The organism is Prochlorococcus marinus str. MIT 1214 (genome assembly GCF_027359355.1).
In the GTDB taxonomy this organism is placed as follows: Bacteria; Cyanobacteriota; Cyanobacteriia; order PCC-6307; family Cyanobiaceae; genus Prochlorococcus_B; species Prochlorococcus_B marinus_F.
Genome location: NZ_CP114777.1, coordinates 778,168 through 795,335, shown reverse-complemented (window position 1 = coordinate 795,335; position 17,168 = coordinate 778,168). Strand labels below are relative to the sequence as shown.

Below are 17,168 nucleotides of genomic sequence, written 5' to 3'. Positions count from 1 at the left end.
TAACATCTTTCGCAATTTATTTCGAACCAAGTAACTGAATTTTTCTTAACATAATTCGAAAAGATACTATGCATCCCAATCTTTAAAATTCTAATATACTTAGATCAAATTAAATCCATTGTTAAAGATCTAATTAAAGTAGAATAAATCGACTATAATAACTGAAGAGTCATACCTCTCACCTTGGTTGGATTTAAATGTGGGCTGTCTATTGGTAGCTCTTTTTTGTGGGCTTAAGTATAAAGATATATTTATCTATATCAGTGTGTTCATAAGGGATTTAATGGTACTATATCTATGGTTATAAGATATGCGCTCAATTATGCGCGCTTTACATTGTGTAAGTAGTTTTCAGTGGTTGGTTTTGTGTCTATGACTAGGATATTCAGGAATTTTCGAGCTTCATGGCATGCAGGGGGTCAGCGGTTCGAGTCTGCTTGGCTCCATTAAGATTTTCAAGGGATAGCAAAGGTATATATAAAATGTTAACTAGAGCGATATATCTAGATATATTTAGATATATCAATCCTGCTCTAATTTCTGCGCTAAATAATATATAGAAGTTATGGATGTGCTATAGAAAGAATTGTGATATTTATGGAGTTAGTTCTACTACTTTAAAGCCCTGGTAAATTTGTTTTAGGATTTTTAAATATGTGGACGAGCTTTGACTTTCTTTCATGATTTATTTTTTCTTGATTTTTTAATTATTTCTTAGACATAAAGAAGCTCATAAATCATTCTAATACTTGTTGGTTTTTTAGAAAAAATATGTTGAACTTCATACCTGGAAGATTTCAAGAAATTCTTAAATTATATTTTTATTTAAATAGAAACTGATTAATTTACAGTCTTCATGATCTTTAAAACATCATCATTGTTTGTTTTTAATTTATTGACTAGATTAAATGCCTTAACAGCCTGTAGAAGATTCATTTCCAAACCTCCTTTCGTATTAATGTTTTGAGCAGATGATTGTTTAAGAAGAAGGGTTGGCGAAGGATCATAAATTATATCGAATACAAATCTTAGCTTTGAATTCATTACAACTTTATTATCAATTGGTGAGATATTTTTTTGTTCTCCAGTCCCAATTGTTGTACAGTTTATAAATGCATCAAAGTCAGAGATAAATGATTTTGATGTATTCCAAGATATCCAATCAACATCAATACTTTGGCAAAAACTTTTTTGATTTGACCTGGAGGTGCTAATTACCTTAGTTCCTTTTGGAATGAATTCTTGAGAAATATATGTTGCTACTGCTTTTCCTGCTCCTCCTAATCCAGCTATAAGTATTTTTTGTAGTTGATTGTTTGATGTTAGTGATAAGAATGATGAAAGAGCAGCATCTCCGTCAGTATTTGCCCCTATTAAATCACCATTTTTTGAGCGATAAAGGCAGTTAACAGAACCTATTGGTCTAGAAACTTTATCAATATTTGCAAATCCAAGATATTCAGCAGTTTTTTCTTTGTAAGGAAAGGCAATGCATCCACCTAAGAAATCTTTATCATCCTTTAACTTGTTTAAGCTTTTGTTGAATAATGATGGGTCTTTAATATCAACACATATCATTTCTATATCAGCATTTATTTCTCTATATACTTGATTCCATAGCTTTGGAGATCTCGCCCCTTCGCTCGGATTTAATCCGATAATCGCGGCATATTTTTTAGACATTATTGTCACCTAGTCTTATTCTTTTGAAAAATCTCTCTATCTGATTCATTTCTTTCAAATTCATTTTAATTTATTATAATCTACTGAGCCAAGAGAATTCATATTTATAGTATCAAATATAGGTAAAGTGATTTTAAAAAAATAAAAATAAATAGCTTCTGAAGTTTGTTTAAGACTTAATGAAAGAAATCTATTGATATATTCTTGTAGACAAGATTAACTTTAGCTACTTTAAAGATTGTTATGAATATCATCTTTTAGAGTAAATTGATTCATTTTGAGTTAAAAATATATGTGTTTTTGTTTTGTTTTTTTGAATAACACTTTTTTTAACGTAGTCACAATCTAATATTAAAATTAATCTAGTCGTAAACATCTGGCAAAATTTAATGAAATCACTAATAATTATTCCAGCTAGGAGCGGTTCAAGTAGGGTAAAAAATAAAAATATGGCAATGATCAAAGGGAAACCACTAATTTATTACTCAATTAAATCATCTCTTCAAATTGAAAGTACAACTACAATAGTCAGTACAAATTCACCCGAAATTGCAAATTATTCTGTATCATTAGGAGCAAAAGTCCCCTTCTTGAGACCAGAAAAACTATCCAATTCAACAAGTACCTCAATATCTGTAATAATACATACATTAACTGAACTCATGAAAAATAATTTAGAAATACCTGAGGTAATTATATTTAAGCCTCCAACTAATCCACTACTTTCATCAACTTCAATAAAAGATATGCTCAACTTAAAAAGGAATAATCGTAATATTGATTCAGTTATGAGTATACAAGTGCCAAGAGTTAGTGCACTTAATCATCTTTATTTTTCGGAATCAAGTAAAAGAATAAAGACCCAAATATATGATATAAATGGTACTAGATTGTATGATAATGAACGAAGTCAGGATCAACCAAGATCATATGCAAATTCACCCGCATGTAAAATAACAGAAACAGATTATTTCATCAAAAACTACATTGAAAAACAAATTGATATAGAGAAATGCTCTGGTCCTACCTTTAACTATAAAAGTGCTTTAGGTTACTTGATAAACAAACTAGAAGCATATGATATTGATACAAATGATGATTTAGAAATGATTAAAATGATTGTAAATTCAGATATGATTTCAAGAGAAAAGGACTTCTTTAATCATATTTGAATTATCCGAAATAATTATCTCAACTACTAAAAAATATTTGAATAATTATTGATGTTCATTGTTGTAAAATGATAAACTATAATATCCGCTTTTTTCTATTAATATAGTATATTGATAGATGGTCCTTTGTTTTAAAATATGAATGAATTATGCTCCATTATTATAAGGACGAGAAATGAAGAGGAATGGATTACCAAATGTTTAGAAGCTGTTTATAGTCAGTCTTACAAAAATATTGAAGTAATAATAGTCGATAACTCTTCAAACGATTCGACAATAGCTCGTTGCAAGGAATATCCTGTCAAGATTATCAATATTGACAAGTTTTTCCCAGGAAAGGCTCTTAATCTAGGAATAAAATATTCAAAAGGAAAATTTATAAGTTGCTTGAGCGCACATTGTGTACCAACAAATGAGAATTGGCTACAAAAACTTTTAGAGCCACTTGATAATAGATCAGTTGCAGGTGCCTATGGGAGACAAGAACCTACAAAAAACAGTAAAGATATTGATAAGAGGGATTTACTTTTAGTTTTTGGATTAGATAGTTATCTTCAATCTAAAGACTCGTTCTTTCATAATGCAAATAGTGCTTTTAGAAAGGAAATTTGGGAGAAATTTCCTTTCTGTATTAATTCTACCAATATTGAGGATAGGCTGTGGGGTGAAAAAGTAATACAAAGTGGCTATAAAATTGCTTATGTGGCAGAAGCAAGTGTTTATCATTGGCATGGTATACATCACCAATTAAATCCAGAGCGTGCACAAAATATAGTAAGAATCTTAGATAACATTCCTCGATTAAAAACAAAAAATATTGTTAACTATGTGAAACACTCATGTTATTGTATCGTCCCAGTAAGATGCGAAAATCTTAATAGTCTGAATCTTAAACTATTAGAAAAAACTATTTCTATTTTGAAGGAATGTAAGTTAATAAATAAAATAATATTATCAACTGATAATATCAGTCATAGAGAACTAGCCAATAGATTAAATATAAATATAATAATAAGACCAAAAGAGCTATCAGATCCTAAGGCATCTTTAGAAGATGTTTTGTCATTCACTTTGAAAAGTATCGAGTTAGAAGGAGATTTTTGTGACTCTATAGCAGTCGCTGAAATAATATATCCATTTAGGGAAAGTGGAATTATTGATGCAATTGTTAAAACAATGATTGATCAATCATTAGACACAATTTTTGCCAGTTGGAAAGAGTCTAGAGCAACTTGGTTTGGAGAAAATGAAAATTTAAGTATGCTTGGGGGCACTTCTTGGGTAATACCTTTAGGTCAAAGACATGGAGAAATAGTAACGTCGTTGATTGGCTATTTTACAATTACAAAGCCTATGCATGTTCGTGATCATACTATTTTTAAGGGGAATATTAGTACTCACTCAATCACCAAGAGAAACTCTACTCTCGTTTGCAGGAATGATAGAGAACTTAATGAGCTAATTGATATAGTTAAAGATAGTATAGAATAATTATATGTAATTTATAAACAATGAAAATTGGTATTATTGGTCTTGGTAGGGTATATAAGCATTATGAAAAAAACTTTATCCCGAGTTTATTAAAAGACGACCATTCACTATATCTTTTTGACTCAAATATAGGAAAGATGGATTCTTTAAAAATAACTTATAATTGCAAGAAACTTCTATCAATTAATGAGATTATTGCTAATAAAGTTGACTTTGCAATTATAGCAACCCCATCAGGATCGCATTATGAAATTACAAAAAGACTCCTAAGTAATGGCATTAATGTATTAACTGAAAAGCCGGCTACAATGACTGAGTATGAGCTAAGCGAACTTATAAGTCTTGCTGAAAAAGCATCTCTTAAATATGGAGTGATTTTTCAAAATCGATTGAACCCTGCGATCAAAATTGTTAAAAGACTTGTTGATAATAACCACCTAGGTGATGTAAAAATCTGCTCTATTAAACTTCATTGGTGCCGGTTTCAAAATTACTATGATGATGATTGGCATGGAACCTGGAAAATGGATGGAGGAGTTATTAATCAACAAGCGATACATCACTTAGATGCAATGCAGTGGATTAATGGCCCATTCTATTCAGTTGTAGCCTCTGCTTCTAATCAAATAAATAAACTAGAAGCTGAAGATACAATGATGGCTTTAGTTAAATTTAGATCTGGTTCTGTTGGAACTATTGAGGCTTCCACCGCAATTCGCCCAGTTGACAAAGAAGCCTCTATATTTATTTCTGGTACATATGGATTTATTAAAGTTGGAGGTATTGCTTTGAACAAAATAAATGATTTTAATTTACGAGGTTTAGACAAATCAACAGAAACTCTTTTATCAAAAGCCTCTATTAATGTTGATTCAGGTTATGGAACATCTCATAAAGAAGTTATCTACGATTTCATAAAGTCAATTCAATTAGATCGAGCGCCTATTATTCCTGCATCATCTGTTATTGAAACGGTGCGATCAGTCCACTCGTTATACAAAAGCGCTGAGACCAATAGCTGGATAAATTTAGAGAAGAATATTTCATCATCTAGGTTAGGGAAATGATTGATAATTCAACTCCTGGGAAGGATATATCCTTATCAGATATTCAATCAAAATTTCCATTAGCTTCTAAAAAAAACCATGATCATTTTTCATCATTCTTAATCGCAGGAGTGCAATTTGGTAGAGGTTTTTGCCCAGTTTTTGCTGGACCAAATATGGTTGAGTCTGAGAAATTGATAAAGGATATAGCAATAAATGTAAAAAATAGTGGTGCCTCATTTTTGAGAGGAGGTGCATTTAAGCCTTTAACCTTTCCATATAGATCCACAAAATATAATGAATCAAGAGAGAAAGGAATCGAATGGTTAGATAAAGCTAAATCATTTGCTAAAATCCCAGTAATAACAGAGGTAATGGAAGAAAAATTTATTCCTTTGATTTCGGAAGTTGCAGATATACTTCAAATAGGTACTAGGAATATGCAAAATTACCCATTATTAACTGCTTGTGCAAAAACTCAAAAGCCAATAATGCTTAAACGTGGATTTGGTTGTTCATTAAGAGATTGGCTTGGTGCCGCTGAATATTTGTTAATTGAGGGCAACAAAAGAATAATTCTTTGTGAAAGAGGTATTGTTGCACCACACACGCATCGCTCATCTTCAAGATTTTTATTAGATCTACAAGTTGTTCCAGCAGCTCAAGAATTTACACACCTACCAATTATCACAGATCCATCACATGCTTGTTTTTGGAGGCCTTGGGTAAGCCAGTTAGCAAAAGCTTGTGTTGCTGTTGGATCTAATGGATTAATGCTTGAAGTTCATCCGGATCCACCAAATGCCGCCGTTGATCCTTTGCAAGCTATAAATTATTTAGAATTTCATGATTTAATGAAAGATTTAAAATTAATTGGTGAGGTTTGTAAGACAAAAGTAGGAACTTGAATATTAAATTAAATAAGAAATAAATTATATACTTATATGATAAATAATCAATGTCCCTATTGCAATAATTTTAAAACAACTGACAAATTTTTGTTCCAATAAATAATAATAATTTTCTAGTTCCTGAACTTAATAGTATTGAGCGAAAATGGTGTGTTTGCAATGATTGCAAAATCTATTTTTCAGTTCCAAGACTTAATAAAAAGCAAATTAAGTATATGTATGAAAATTATCGTTCAGAAGATTTTAGAAAAGAGACGCCTGATGAATATTTTGACCGCATAATAAATTATGATTCTAAACATAGTGAAAACTATCACAAAACTAATTGGATAAGAGAAAAATTAAAAGAAGAATGGGAACCAAATAACATACTTGATATTGGTTCTGGAGGCGGCGTTCTCCTGCATACTTTAGGGGAGATATACAAAAACGCTTCATTGTTTGGAGTAGAACCTACTCCAAACTTTGCTGATCTTGCATCAAGAAGAACTAGAGCAGAAATTAAGAATGATTATTTCAAAGGGAAACCTTTTAAGAATAAAGTTTTTGAATTAATAACTTGTTGTCAAGTTCTTGAGCACGTAGAAGATCTTCAAGAATTTTTATTAGATATAAGCAATTCACTTGCTATTGGTGGATATGTTTATATCGAAGTTCCAGATATAAGTGACTTTAATGAGCTACCTCTCGATCACTCAAGGTTTAGTGAACCTTCTCATCTTTGGTATTTCTCTTCAGAATTTTTAACGAAATACTTTGAATCTTATGGTTTTCAAAAGCAAGTGGATACAGTAAAAAAAACTGTAAGAAATAGGAATAATTTAATGATTCTGATGAAAAAAATTAGTGAATAAAAGAGTATTTTTTTGGTATCTCTAATTGCTTGATATGAAAGTTTTCTGGAATGCTACCTGCAAGATTCGAATTTACACCCCACTGATTAGAAGTCAGCCGAGACTATCTTGTAAAGGATTGGTATAGCTTGGATTAGAGCTAAGTTTTACAAAGTTATGATCATAAATGTGCGCTTTATACAAAGAAATGTAATATTGATATATTAAGAAAAGGTGTATATAAGCTAATTACGTTTACTTCTAGGAGCGATCAATATTTTAAAACTCGTACTAGGTTAAGTGAATGGTTAGTAATGGCAAAGAGAAAACCAAGTTGTTAGCAGTAAGTGAAATTGTTCATGAAGATCAATTAGATGAGATGAAAAATAATAGAGATATTTTACAAATTGGAACAAGAAATATGCCAAACGTTCCCTTCTTATTGCACTTTGCAAGAAGTGGCAAATCAATATTATTTAAGTGGGGGTTTGGAACCTCCATACGTGATTTAATTGGAGCAACTGAATATATTCTTCTTGAAGGCTATTCACAACTAATTCTTTGTGAAATAGGAATTATAGCTCCTCATGCTTACAGACCAAGCTCTAGATTTCTTTTTGATTTGCAAGCGGTCCCAGCACTCGATAAAGCATTCATAGCAACAAATACCGATGGACTAATGCTTGAACTTTATCCTGAGCCCTCTAATTCGGCTGTAGACCGTTCGCAGCTATTATCATTTGGTGATATGGAAGATCTTATGCCTGTTCTATCAGCCGTAGCCAAGCGGCAAATGAAAGGTTGCTTGGAGGTGAGACATTAACTAAATGAATTTGAATTGTCCTTTTTGTAAATCTAGAAATCTAAAAAGCATCTATGAGGATAAATATCAATATAATTCATATTCTTTTATACTTTCTAAATATAAGGAATGTACAGAGAAAGAACTTATAAAAGATTCTCAACCAATGCTATGTGAATCTTGTTCTTTAAGCTTCTTTAATAATTGGATTTCTGGTTATGATAACTCGATTCTTTATGAAGAATTAGTCTCTACTCATCCAAGTTGTGAGGCTATATTAAATAAAAAATATCACTTTAAGTCTGAATATTTAATTTCAAGATTGATTAATCTTTCTAGAGATAATATAAGTGAAGAAATTAAAGGGAAATCTAGAAGAGAAGTTAATTCTATATTAAATAGCATAGGTTTAGAATTAGTAGAAGACGTATTATTAGCAGAAAATCAAGTTAAAGAAATAATAAATAAATTCAATGACAAAGTACTAAAGGCTGATCTAGAAAGTATATTAATACCGGGCAGTAAATATGCTGGATTTAATCATAAGAATATAGAGGAAATTATTATAGATTTTAATTTGAATTTAAAAGATGATAAAATTAATAGTTGTGAAAAAAATAATTTCTCTTATACAGAGATAGGTTGCCCTACTTGGGGTTTTTTAAATGTTCCAAAACTCCAAGAGATGTCACTTTGCTTTTCTACTGATGTAATGGAAAATTACTGGTCAGATCATCACGAATATTCAAATAAAAATTATATTGCAATGCCATGGAAGGACATAGATTACTCTAATATTATTGGGGCATTTGCATGTATTGATCATTCAGATAATCTCTCTGAATTCATGCAAAAGCTTTTTACTAAAACAAAATTTATAATAGGAACATTTGAAAAGTCACCAGTAGGATTTGCTCCACCAATACAACATCATTATAATCTAAATTATGAATCATTGAATTCTGCTTTATCATCCTTATCATTTAAATGTAATTTATCAACTAATAAATCTATTTATCAGAAACATTCTTTTTTTCAGATTAGATCTGAATAATTTAATCAAATATAAATTATTAGAATTATATCAAAATTTGAAATAGAAATGTGTATCTGTCTTACTTTTAATCAATATATTTTACTTGGGTTCAAGAAGATTTGTCATTTTTGCTTGAAAAAATAATTTGCCAAACATAAAAAGTTTTAAAATAATTAATAGAATTTAATAAAAATAGTATTTTATTAAGTAAAATTAGTATATTTAAAATCCTAGTTTATAGTTCTTTCTTTATCTCATATAAACATTTATCCCAGCTCTCGTAATTTACTCGTCTAAATAATTTAAGGGATGGGAACCAATAGCAGTAATTATTATTGACCCCAAATCTCCAATTAGAATTCGTATCAAGAAGTGTATAACATTTAGTACCTATCGCTCCTGCCAAATTAACTGTTATATTTGAGACAGAAACAATTTCATCACAGGCAAAGATCAAAGACGAAAGCTTATCAATATCATTGAAATTATCAATTTCTTTAATTTGATTGATCACAATTCCGTATTTTTCTTTAATAAAATCTATTTCTTTATCTACTTCTCCATATTGTAGAGAAACAAAACAAATATTCGGTAAAAAAATTCCCTTGATGAATTGCTCTAGTGAAATAAATCTATTACCCATATTCTTGTGTTTTGCTGTTGATTTCCAAGAAATACCTACAATTTTTCTTTTTGTCTTTCCGATTAATTTAGATCTGTATTTTTTAGATTTATCTTGATCAACATTAAGTCTAAATTTTTTTGATTTTTTGAAGCTAATCAAGGAACTTCGTAGTATTTTAGGTAAGGATCCCATTGCAATTTGATAGTCATATGTATTTTCATTAATTGACTCTTTTCTAGATATGTATTTGACTCCATTACCAAATGTTCTTTTAAAAAGAGGAATTAATCTTATGTCAGTTTGAATGATTAGTTGATCAACTATTTTTATTAATTCAGGTATTAAAGAAGCATATAATACCTCATCTCCAATACCTTGCTCTGCCCATAATAATACTCTTCCTTTCTTATCAGGTCGCCATTCTGGTTTATTTGTTTCTAATCTATTTCCTATATTTAAATTTAAATCTTTAACTTTCCATCTCCATTCATATTTATTAAATCCCTCTTTGAATTGCTTTCTTTTTAAAAGAGTATGAGAAAGATTATGATATGCCTCTGCAAGGTCAGGTTTAAGTTTAATTGCTTCACGGTACAACATTTCTGCGTCTTGTAATTTGCCAAGATCTGCAAATATCTTTCCTAGACTGCAATGGGCTTCTGCGAAATTAGGATTCAGTTTAATCGCTTTTCTTATTGATGATTTTGCATCGATTAATTTATCCATATTAATCAATATATTACCTAAACTGGAATACGCTTCTGCGAAATTAGGTTTGATTTTAATTGCTTTGCGCATATATACTTCTGCTTCGTCTGATTTGTCCATAGCAATCAATATATTACCTAAATTGCAATGGGCTTCTGCGAAATCAGGACCCAATTCAATTGCTTTACGAGCAGACAATTCTGCATCTTCTAATCTTCCGAGATCTTTTAATATAATTCCTAAGTTTAAATGCGCTTCAGCGTAATTAGGAAGGATTTGAATAGCTTTACGAGTTGATAATTCTGCTTCTTTTAAATTGCAGAGATCTTTTAAAATGCTTCCTAGATTATAATAAGCTTCTGCGAAATTCGGGTCGATTTGAATCGCTTTACGAGTTGATAATTCTGCTTCTTTTAAATTGCCGAGATCTTTTAAAATGATTCCTAGATTATAATAGGCTTCTGCGAAATTTGGGTTGATTTTAATTGCTTCTCGTTGTAATTTTTCTGCCTCTTCTGATTTCCCATTATCATTCAATATGACTCCATAATTAGAAAAAACTCTGTAATCTTTGAATCCTTGCTGAATAAAATATTGATAATATTTTGATGCTTCTGAAATATTTCCTTGTGAATGAAATTCAAATGCCTGTTTAATGATTTGTTCTTTGGATGGTTTAGATGGACTTGAGGGTGTATTAGTGGTAATAGAAATATTGTCTTTAATTGCTTCTAAAGCAAATGGAACGCTAAATGTTTTTACTTCATTGACATTCCGTTTTTCATTCTCTTGTTCATCTGACCCCTTCATTTTTTTTCTTTTCTACCTTTAGATTTCTACTATTTTACTCTAATCCTTGATCACTAAAATATAAGTTGATTTAGCCGAAAATTTCCTGAATGGCATATAGGTTGCCAGAGGTTTAGAGTTCGCTTGCTTCTATTTCAAATATAATTCTGGTAATCAGCTCATCCCAATTATTAAGTTCTTTCTGATGAAATAGCCTCATAGAGGGATACCAAAAAGTACTTTCATGTAAACCAAATCTCCACGAAGCAGATCTTTTAAGGAGTACCCATGTTGGTTTGCCTAGCGCTGCTGCTAAGTGGGCCACACATGAGTCAGAGGTTATAACAAGATCACAATTAATAAGTATTGCAGCAGTATCAAGAAAATCACAATTTTGATTGATTATGTTTTGACAGTCAGCAAATTTATTTTTAAAAGAACAATTTTTAAATTGTTCCATTCCAAAACCTTTTTGAACTGAAACCAACTTTAAATTTTCAAACTTTTTAAATCTAGAAAACTTTTCTAATGGTATAGATCTTCCTTTTAGAATACCTTTCTCCGTATTCGGATTCCCTTGCCAACTTATACCTATTATCTTTTTATTATCATTTCTAATAATTTTCTTCCACTTGTCAACTAATTCTGACTTGGTAGAGATGTATGGGGTGGTAACTAGTGGATTGAAATTGTTAATATTTAAAAATTTTGGAAGAGAAAGTAATGGAATATATTTACCACTTTTAATTAAATTTGTATCTTCCTTTAATATAGGGTGAGGATGAATATCTGATACTATTATTAGTTCATGTAAAACTTTTTGAGCACAAAATGATATATTTATCCCTTGAGATCTTAAATATGGTATATATCTCATGAAATGAATTGTATCTCCTAAACCTTGCTCACTTATAACTATTAATTTAGAATCTTTATCTAGGCTTTCTCCTTTCCAGATAGGAACTTTAGGCTGGGCGTGAATGTTAAATTCTTCCATTTCCAACCTTGATTCATAATTTAACCAACCATTACTAAAATCATTTGTCAAAAGCTGGGCTAATGATAAATTCCATCTAGCTTTTATAAGTTTTTGATCAATTTCTAAAGCTTTTTGAAAGGATTCAATTGCCTCTTTTATAGAATTATTCTCATGTAATATATTACCTTTAAGAAAGTGAAAAATGGCATGATCATTTTTGATTTCAATTGCTTTATCAATATATATTAGTGCTAGCTTAAAATCTTGTAGATCTAATAGTACTTGACATAAATTTGTATATATAGCTAGGGAACTGTGGTTTAATTCTAAAGATTTTATTAGCAATATTTTGGCTTTAATTAATTCTCCTTTCTTAATTGAAATAGTAGCTAAATTATTATAACCCTCAATAAGATCTGGCTTTATTTTTAATGATTTTTTAGCATAGAATTCAGCTTCTGTTAATCTATCTAAACCTTTTAGAACGGTTCCTAGATTAAGGTTATAAATAGGATTATCAGGTTCCTCTTTTATACAAATACGTAGTTGAGATTCAGCTTCTTCAAATTCACCCAGGGATAATAATGTAGTTCCAAGATTCGATCTGTAGCTTAAATTATTAGGATTAAATTCGATTGATTTTTTAAAATAGTATATGGCTTTTTTGTTATCATCAAGTAGCTTGTGGAGATTAGCCAAGTTGTAATATATTTTTGAATTATCAGGATAGAGTCTAATCCCTTTAGTATAAATATCTAATGACTTTTTAAATTGATTGTTTTGCTTACACAAGGCACCGTAGTTGATAAATAAACTAGAATTTCTGTAACCTTGATCTAACAAGAATTGATATAATTTTTCGGCTTCTAATAAATTTTTTATGCTATGAAAATATAGAGCTTTTTTAAACAATTCATCTTTATCATTTATGTACATATTCATTTAATAAATATAATATAAATAATTATTATTTTATTATAGGTTTAAGTTTTTCAATATAAATATCTCGTATTTTTTTCTTATGTTCAATAATTTCTAAAGAACGTTTATGAATATCAAAACTTCGTATTTTATCAACTACATCATTTATCTTGGTATTAGGAGTGATTAGCTCAGACAAAAATCCCCTTACTGTTTCTGTGCGTTTAGAATGGCTAATTACAAAAGATGGAACACCTAATGAGGCCGAAGCTCCAGCCCCATGAACTCTAGTGGTAATTACTAAATCGTATTTATTGTAGATTTTAAAATAATCATCAGCATTATAAGAGTATCTAATTGGTATATTTAAATGAGACATTTCTTTGATTTCGTCGATGTAATGACAAACGACTTCACAATTAAATTCTTCCTTTAAGGTACTAAAAAGCTTTAATGTATAATCATAAACTCCTTTACTTGATAAAGGCTGGATTGATAAGTCTGGCTGGGTTGAAAGTGCTATCTTTAGCTTGTTATTATTAACTCTTGGAGTTTCTTTTATACTGGAAAATAATGCAGGACATGGTAATTGATGTGAGCCAAGTTTAGAAAGTAAGTTTTGTGCTTGACTATCTCTTGTAGTTAATAATTTAGAACGTCTTAAAACACTTTTACAAGATTCGGGTAAATTTTCAAAGCTCAAGTTTTCTCTACCTTCAAAACCTCCAACACCCAGATAAATAACTGGTAAGTTTGTTTCAGATAGTATTGACACCATAGGGCTTACCATTTTACCAAACCATTCAGGGGTCCCAGCGAAAATGCAGTAGTCTATATTATCAAAATTATTACGAATATGCCAAGAATTATCCCACACCCAGTTAGTTTTATTTATGTATTTATCTAGGTTTATTTTAAAAATTCTGCCATCCTCTAATTTTATTTTCAATTCATTATATAGCGTTCTTTGTTTATGCAAATCTGGATTTCTATTGTATATAATATAATTCACCTCAGGTAATATTGAATCTAGTAAGTTGCGAACTCCAAATGCTATAAAATCATCTCCACAATTCCAGCCATAACTTGTAGATAACAAAATATTTTTATGCATAATATATATTTAGCCTGTTTGATTTTTTATAGTATAAACACTATGAAAAACTAATTGAAATATTTATTCAAATCTTAAGATTAATACATCATTTACTTGGCTTGGTAAATTTTTACTAGTTTTATTAACTATTTATAAATAAAACTATAATTTTATTTATAAATATCTCTAACTTAATAAAAATCATTAATCTTGAAAATCAGCAAATATATACCAGTCATCTGGCTTTGAAATTTCCGTCAATATCCTTTTATATCCTTTGCTTTTTAGTAGAGTAAATATTTTTTCTCTATTATTATTTCTCTCAATTGTAATTACTCTAAATTTATATTTTTCAAAGTCAAAATCTCTTATAATCTCGTACTCACTTCCTTCTGTATCCATAGACAGATATTCTATGATATTGGGCGCCTTATATTTTCTAAGTAAATCTAGTAGTGAGATGGTATCTACTTTGTAGAGCTCTCCATTTTCTCTCAACGAAGTAGTTTTATTTAAATCTTTGCATATTTCTATTGTTGATAATTGTTTAAGAGTTTCTGTTTCTCTAAACATTAGTTCCTTATTAGAGCTACTCCAAACACATTTCTTTTCAATATTTACTCTACGATTGTTTGTTAATCTTGTATGCCAATATTTTGCAGCTTCTACCAATATCCCTTGCCAACCAAATTGTTTTTCTAAAAGATAAGAATTTGATCCTATTAAACCATCAGCAGCTCCTAATTCAACGAAATATCCATTCTGTTTTAAATCTAGTTGACTCAAGACAAATAAATCCTGTCTAGCCTGTGATCTTGAGGATTCCATAAGTTGAGTAATATTGTATATATTTTTTTTATCTAAAGTCTTTAAGAAATTAATATCATCATATGTTTTAAGTAATATCTCAAGTTTTTGTTTCTCTATTAAAGTAAGTCCAAGTTGATCAACAAGTTCATTTATTGAGCTTAAGAGTTTATTTATATTGATATCTTTTTCCATATTCTTAAGATTAGTAAAAATTATATAACAAGTCTTTATATCGTACCATTTAATGTGATTTTAGAGTCTTGGTTTACGCATACTTTTAAAATTACCATTACTTTCTTATAGAGCTAAATTTAGTTCTACTAATTGAATTATTAAATGACCTATTAAAATATGAATTTCTTGAATTCTTGCAGTTCTTTTTGAGGGAACAATTATTTTAGTTTGAATAATTTTTGCAGCTTTTCCTTTATCGTTTCCTAATAGTCCAATTGTTTTTATATTCATTGATTTAGCAGTCTCTATGGCTTTAAGAATATTTGGACTATTACCAGAGGTTGAGATAGCAATTAGGACATCACCTTTTTTACCTAGGGCTTTTAGCTGTCTTGAGAAAACATCATTAAAAGAGTAATCATTAGAAATAGCAGTCAATATTGATGTATCTGTGGTTAATGATATTGATCTAAGTGGTTCTCTATCAGATATGAATCTGCAAACCAAATCAGCTGCAAGGTGTTGACAATCAGCAGCGCTACCACCATTACCGCACCAAAAAATGGTACCTCCTGAGTTAAGTGACTCAGTCAAGTAATTTGCAATCTCTTTGGTTTTTTCAATAAAATGCTCTTTGTTATCTTCAATCAAATCAATATGGTTAGATATTAGCGAAGATAACAATTCATCTTTATTAGTATCAGACATATATTTAACTTTATTTAGAAAGAGACTGCAATTCATTTAAAAGTGATAATCCTTAACATAGTTTAACTATAAGAACTTACTTTTTGTTTTAACCGTTATTTGGGTTGTTGATAGAAAAAATTGGAATTTAAATTTATTATAATTCTAACTTTAATATCCTTTGAACCTAATAGACTAATTAATAAATTTTGTTTTAGTTGATAACATTTTAAGTATTAATATGATGACTTTTGGCATTTAAAAATATTAAGTATTGGTCCGATAAGAAGCCATTCCTGCAATTAATTAAAACTAATTTTTATTAATTTCAATCAAGTTTGTTTTGATATTATGAATAATAATTAATATTTATAATTTTCGTTGTAAAAATAACTACAATTATTTAAATAAATTTGATTCAGATAGTTTTGCGTAACAAGAAAGACACATTGATAATTACCGGTTGCGAAGGCTTTATTGGGAGTAATTTAGCAAAACTTTTTCTTATTAAATATAAACATCTAAAGTTGATAGGTTGCGGAAATTTGAATAATAAAGAAAAATTTTTTAATATTAATAATTTAGAATTAGTTGAATATTGGAATAGAGATGAACTTTTTATCAATCTTGAGAAGATTAATAAAAATAGATTGCTAGGGATTGTTCATCTTGGTGCTTGTTCTTCAACTACTGAGTGGCGCGGCGATTATCTTATTTCTAATAACACACGATATAGCAATAGTTTAATTGATTTTTGTATTACAAATCAAATGAGGTTGATTTATGCATCATCTGCTTCAGTCTATGGGATGCGTGGTTTTAAAAACAAAGAGAATCCATCAGACTTGAACCCATTAAATATGTATGCCTACTCTAAGCTTTTAACTGATCAATATTTAACTTATAAATACCCGAATCAAAATTTAATTACTTCTCTTCGATTTTTTAATGTATACGGTATTAATGAAAGACATAAAGTCGGCATGGCTAGTCCAGTCCATACGTTTAATGAGCAAGCAAAAATTAATAATGAGATCCATCTTTTTATGGAGGACGATAGTGAGAATCCATTCCAAAGAGACTTTGTTTCCGTTGACGATATCTGTACTTTGATAATTGATCTTCTAACAAGGTCTGACATGTATGGAATCTTCGATGCTGGTACAGGAATCCCAATTTCATTTCGAAGAATTGCAGACATAATCTCCAAATGGTGGGGAATTAGAGGTAAAAAAATAGAAATAAAACAAGTTGGCTTTCCAACTAAGCTCAGAGGGTTCTATCAGCCGTATACTTGTGCTGATATGAGTTTTCTAGAAACAAAGAAAATCTATTGGCATCCTAAAAATATTAATAAAGGAATTCATGATTTTCTGGATAGTTCTAATACAATAGATTAATTAAG

General features: G+C 29.6%; 14 protein-coding genes. 8 read left to right on the top strand and 6 right to left on the bottom strand.

Features of this window, described 5'->3' with window-relative positions; all coding sequences use genetic code 11:
* Window positions 1-840 precede the first annotated feature (840 nt).
* The gene (locus O5639_RS04760; protein WP_269625330.1) at window positions 841-1,683 is read right to left on the bottom strand and encodes a shikimate dehydrogenase family protein; all 843 of its coding nucleotides are present in this window, start codon (window positions 1,681-1,683) and stop codon (window positions 841-843) included.
* 389 nt (window positions 1,684-2,072) lie between these two features.
* Here O5639_RS04760 and O5639_RS04755 point away from each other — a divergent pair, with 389 nt between their 5' ends.
* From O5639_RS04755 to O5639_RS04725, 7 genes are all read left to right on the top strand, one after another.
* Entirely contained in the window at window positions 2,073-2,855 is a 783-nt protein-coding gene (locus O5639_RS04755) for an acylneuraminate cytidylyltransferase family protein (protein ID WP_269625329.1), read from the top strand.
* Window positions 2,856-2,993: 138 nt separating this feature from the next.
* A complete protein-coding gene (locus tag O5639_RS04750; RefSeq protein ID WP_269625328.1) occupies window positions 2,994-4,346 on the top strand; it encodes a glycosyltransferase in 1,353 nt (450 codons plus the stop codon).
* Window positions 4,347-4,366: 20 nt separating this feature from the next.
* Complete coding sequence (locus O5639_RS04745; RefSeq protein ID WP_269625327.1) at window positions 4,367-5,413, top strand: Gfo/Idh/MocA family protein; 1,047 nt, start codon at window positions 4,367-4,369, stop codon at window positions 5,411-5,413.
* Window positions 5,410-6,300, top strand: coding sequence for a 3-deoxy-7-phosphoheptulonate synthase (locus tag O5639_RS04740; RefSeq protein WP_269625326.1), 891 nt, complete (start codon window positions 5,410-5,412; stop codon window positions 6,298-6,300). The genes O5639_RS04745 and O5639_RS04740 overlap by 4 nt, the downstream gene beginning before the upstream one ends.
* Before the next feature lie 218 nt (window positions 6,301-6,518).
* Entirely contained in the window at window positions 6,519-7,157 is a 639-nt protein-coding gene (locus O5639_RS04735) for a class I SAM-dependent methyltransferase (protein WP_269625325.1), read from the top strand.
* Between the two features lie 283 nt (window positions 7,158-7,440).
* Window positions 7,441-7,959, top strand: coding sequence for a hypothetical protein (locus tag O5639_RS04730; protein ID WP_269625324.1), 519 nt, complete (start codon window positions 7,441-7,443; stop codon window positions 7,957-7,959).
* A 4-nt stretch (window positions 7,960-7,963) separates the two neighbouring features.
* Complete coding sequence (locus O5639_RS04725; protein ID WP_269625323.1) at window positions 7,964-8,992, top strand: hypothetical protein; 1,029 nt, start codon at window positions 7,964-7,966, stop codon at window positions 8,990-8,992.
* A 217-nt stretch (window positions 8,993-9,209) separates the two neighbouring features.
* Here O5639_RS04725 and O5639_RS04720 read toward each other — a convergent pair whose 3' ends face one another.
* From O5639_RS04720 to O5639_RS04700, 5 genes are all read right to left on the bottom strand, one after another.
* On the bottom strand, window positions 9,210-11,117 hold the full coding sequence (locus O5639_RS04720) for a tetratricopeptide repeat protein (protein WP_269625322.1): 1,908 nt from the start codon (window positions 11,115-11,117) through the stop codon (window positions 9,210-9,212).
* 112 nt (window positions 11,118-11,229) lie between these two features.
* On the bottom strand, window positions 11,230-13,017 hold the full coding sequence (locus O5639_RS04715) for a tetratricopeptide repeat protein (RefSeq protein WP_269625321.1): 1,788 nt from the start codon (window positions 13,015-13,017) through the stop codon (window positions 11,230-11,232).
* A 25-nt stretch (window positions 13,018-13,042) separates the two neighbouring features.
* Window positions 13,043-14,110 carry a polysaccharide pyruvyl transferase family protein gene (locus O5639_RS04710; protein ID WP_269625320.1) on the bottom strand — a complete coding sequence of 356 codons (1,068 nt, stop codon included), beginning with the start codon at window positions 14,108-14,110 and terminating at the stop codon, window positions 13,043-13,045.
* Between the two features lie 186 nt (window positions 14,111-14,296).
* Window positions 14,297-15,094, bottom strand: coding sequence for an FkbM family methyltransferase (locus tag O5639_RS04705; RefSeq protein ID WP_269625319.1), 798 nt, complete (start codon window positions 15,092-15,094; stop codon window positions 14,297-14,299).
* Window positions 15,095-15,199: 105 nt separating this feature from the next.
* On the bottom strand, window positions 15,200-15,820 hold the full coding sequence (locus O5639_RS04700) for a D-sedoheptulose-7-phosphate isomerase (protein ID WP_269625318.1): 621 nt from the start codon (window positions 15,818-15,820) through the stop codon (window positions 15,200-15,202).
* Window positions 15,821-16,191: 371 nt separating this feature from the next.
* On the opposite strand from O5639_RS04700, the gene O5639_RS04695 reads away from it, so the two are divergent.
* Window positions 16,192-17,163, top strand: coding sequence for an NAD-dependent epimerase/dehydratase family protein (locus O5639_RS04695; RefSeq protein WP_269625317.1), 972 nt, complete (start codon window positions 16,192-16,194; stop codon window positions 17,161-17,163).
* Window positions 17,164-17,168 lie beyond the last annotated feature (5 nt).

Coding starts and splice junctions, on each gene's coding strand:
- O5639_RS04760 (WP_269625330.1), bottom strand. CDS start 1,683: ATGTCTAAAAAATATGCCGCGATTATCGGATTAAATCCGAGCGAAGGG.
- O5639_RS04755 (WP_269625329.1), top strand. CDS start 2,073: ATGAAATCACTAATAATTATTCCAGCTAGGAGCGGTTCAAGTAGGGTA.
- O5639_RS04750 (WP_269625328.1), top strand. CDS start 2,994: ATGAATGAATTATGCTCCATTATTATAAGGACGAGAAATGAAGAGGAA.
- O5639_RS04745 (WP_269625327.1), top strand. CDS start 4,367: ATGAAAATTGGTATTATTGGTCTTGGTAGGGTATATAAGCATTATGAA.
- O5639_RS04740 (WP_269625326.1), top strand. CDS start 5,410: ATGATTGATAATTCAACTCCTGGGAAGGATATATCCTTATCAGATATT.
- O5639_RS04735 (WP_269625325.1), top strand. CDS start 6,519: ATGTATGAAAATTATCGTTCAGAAGATTTTAGAAAAGAGACGCCTGAT.
- O5639_RS04730 (WP_269625324.1), top strand. CDS start 7,441: ATGGTTAGTAATGGCAAAGAGAAAACCAAGTTGTTAGCAGTAAGTGAA.
- O5639_RS04725 (WP_269625323.1), top strand. CDS start 7,964: ATGAATTTGAATTGTCCTTTTTGTAAATCTAGAAATCTAAAAAGCATC.
- O5639_RS04720 (WP_269625322.1), bottom strand. CDS start 11,117: ATGAAGGGGTCAGATGAACAAGAGAATGAAAAACGGAATGTCAATGAA.
- O5639_RS04715 (WP_269625321.1), bottom strand. CDS start 13,017: ATGAATATGTACATAAATGATAAAGATGAATTGTTTAAAAAAGCTCTA.
- O5639_RS04710 (WP_269625320.1), bottom strand. CDS start 14,110: ATGCATAAAAATATTTTGTTATCTACAAGTTATGGCTGGAATTGTGGA.
- O5639_RS04705 (WP_269625319.1), bottom strand. CDS start 15,094: ATGGAAAAAGATATCAATATAAATAAACTCTTAAGCTCAATAAATGAA.
- O5639_RS04700 (WP_269625318.1), bottom strand. CDS start 15,820: ATGAATTGCAGTCTCTTTCTAAATAAAGTTAAATATATGTCTGATACT.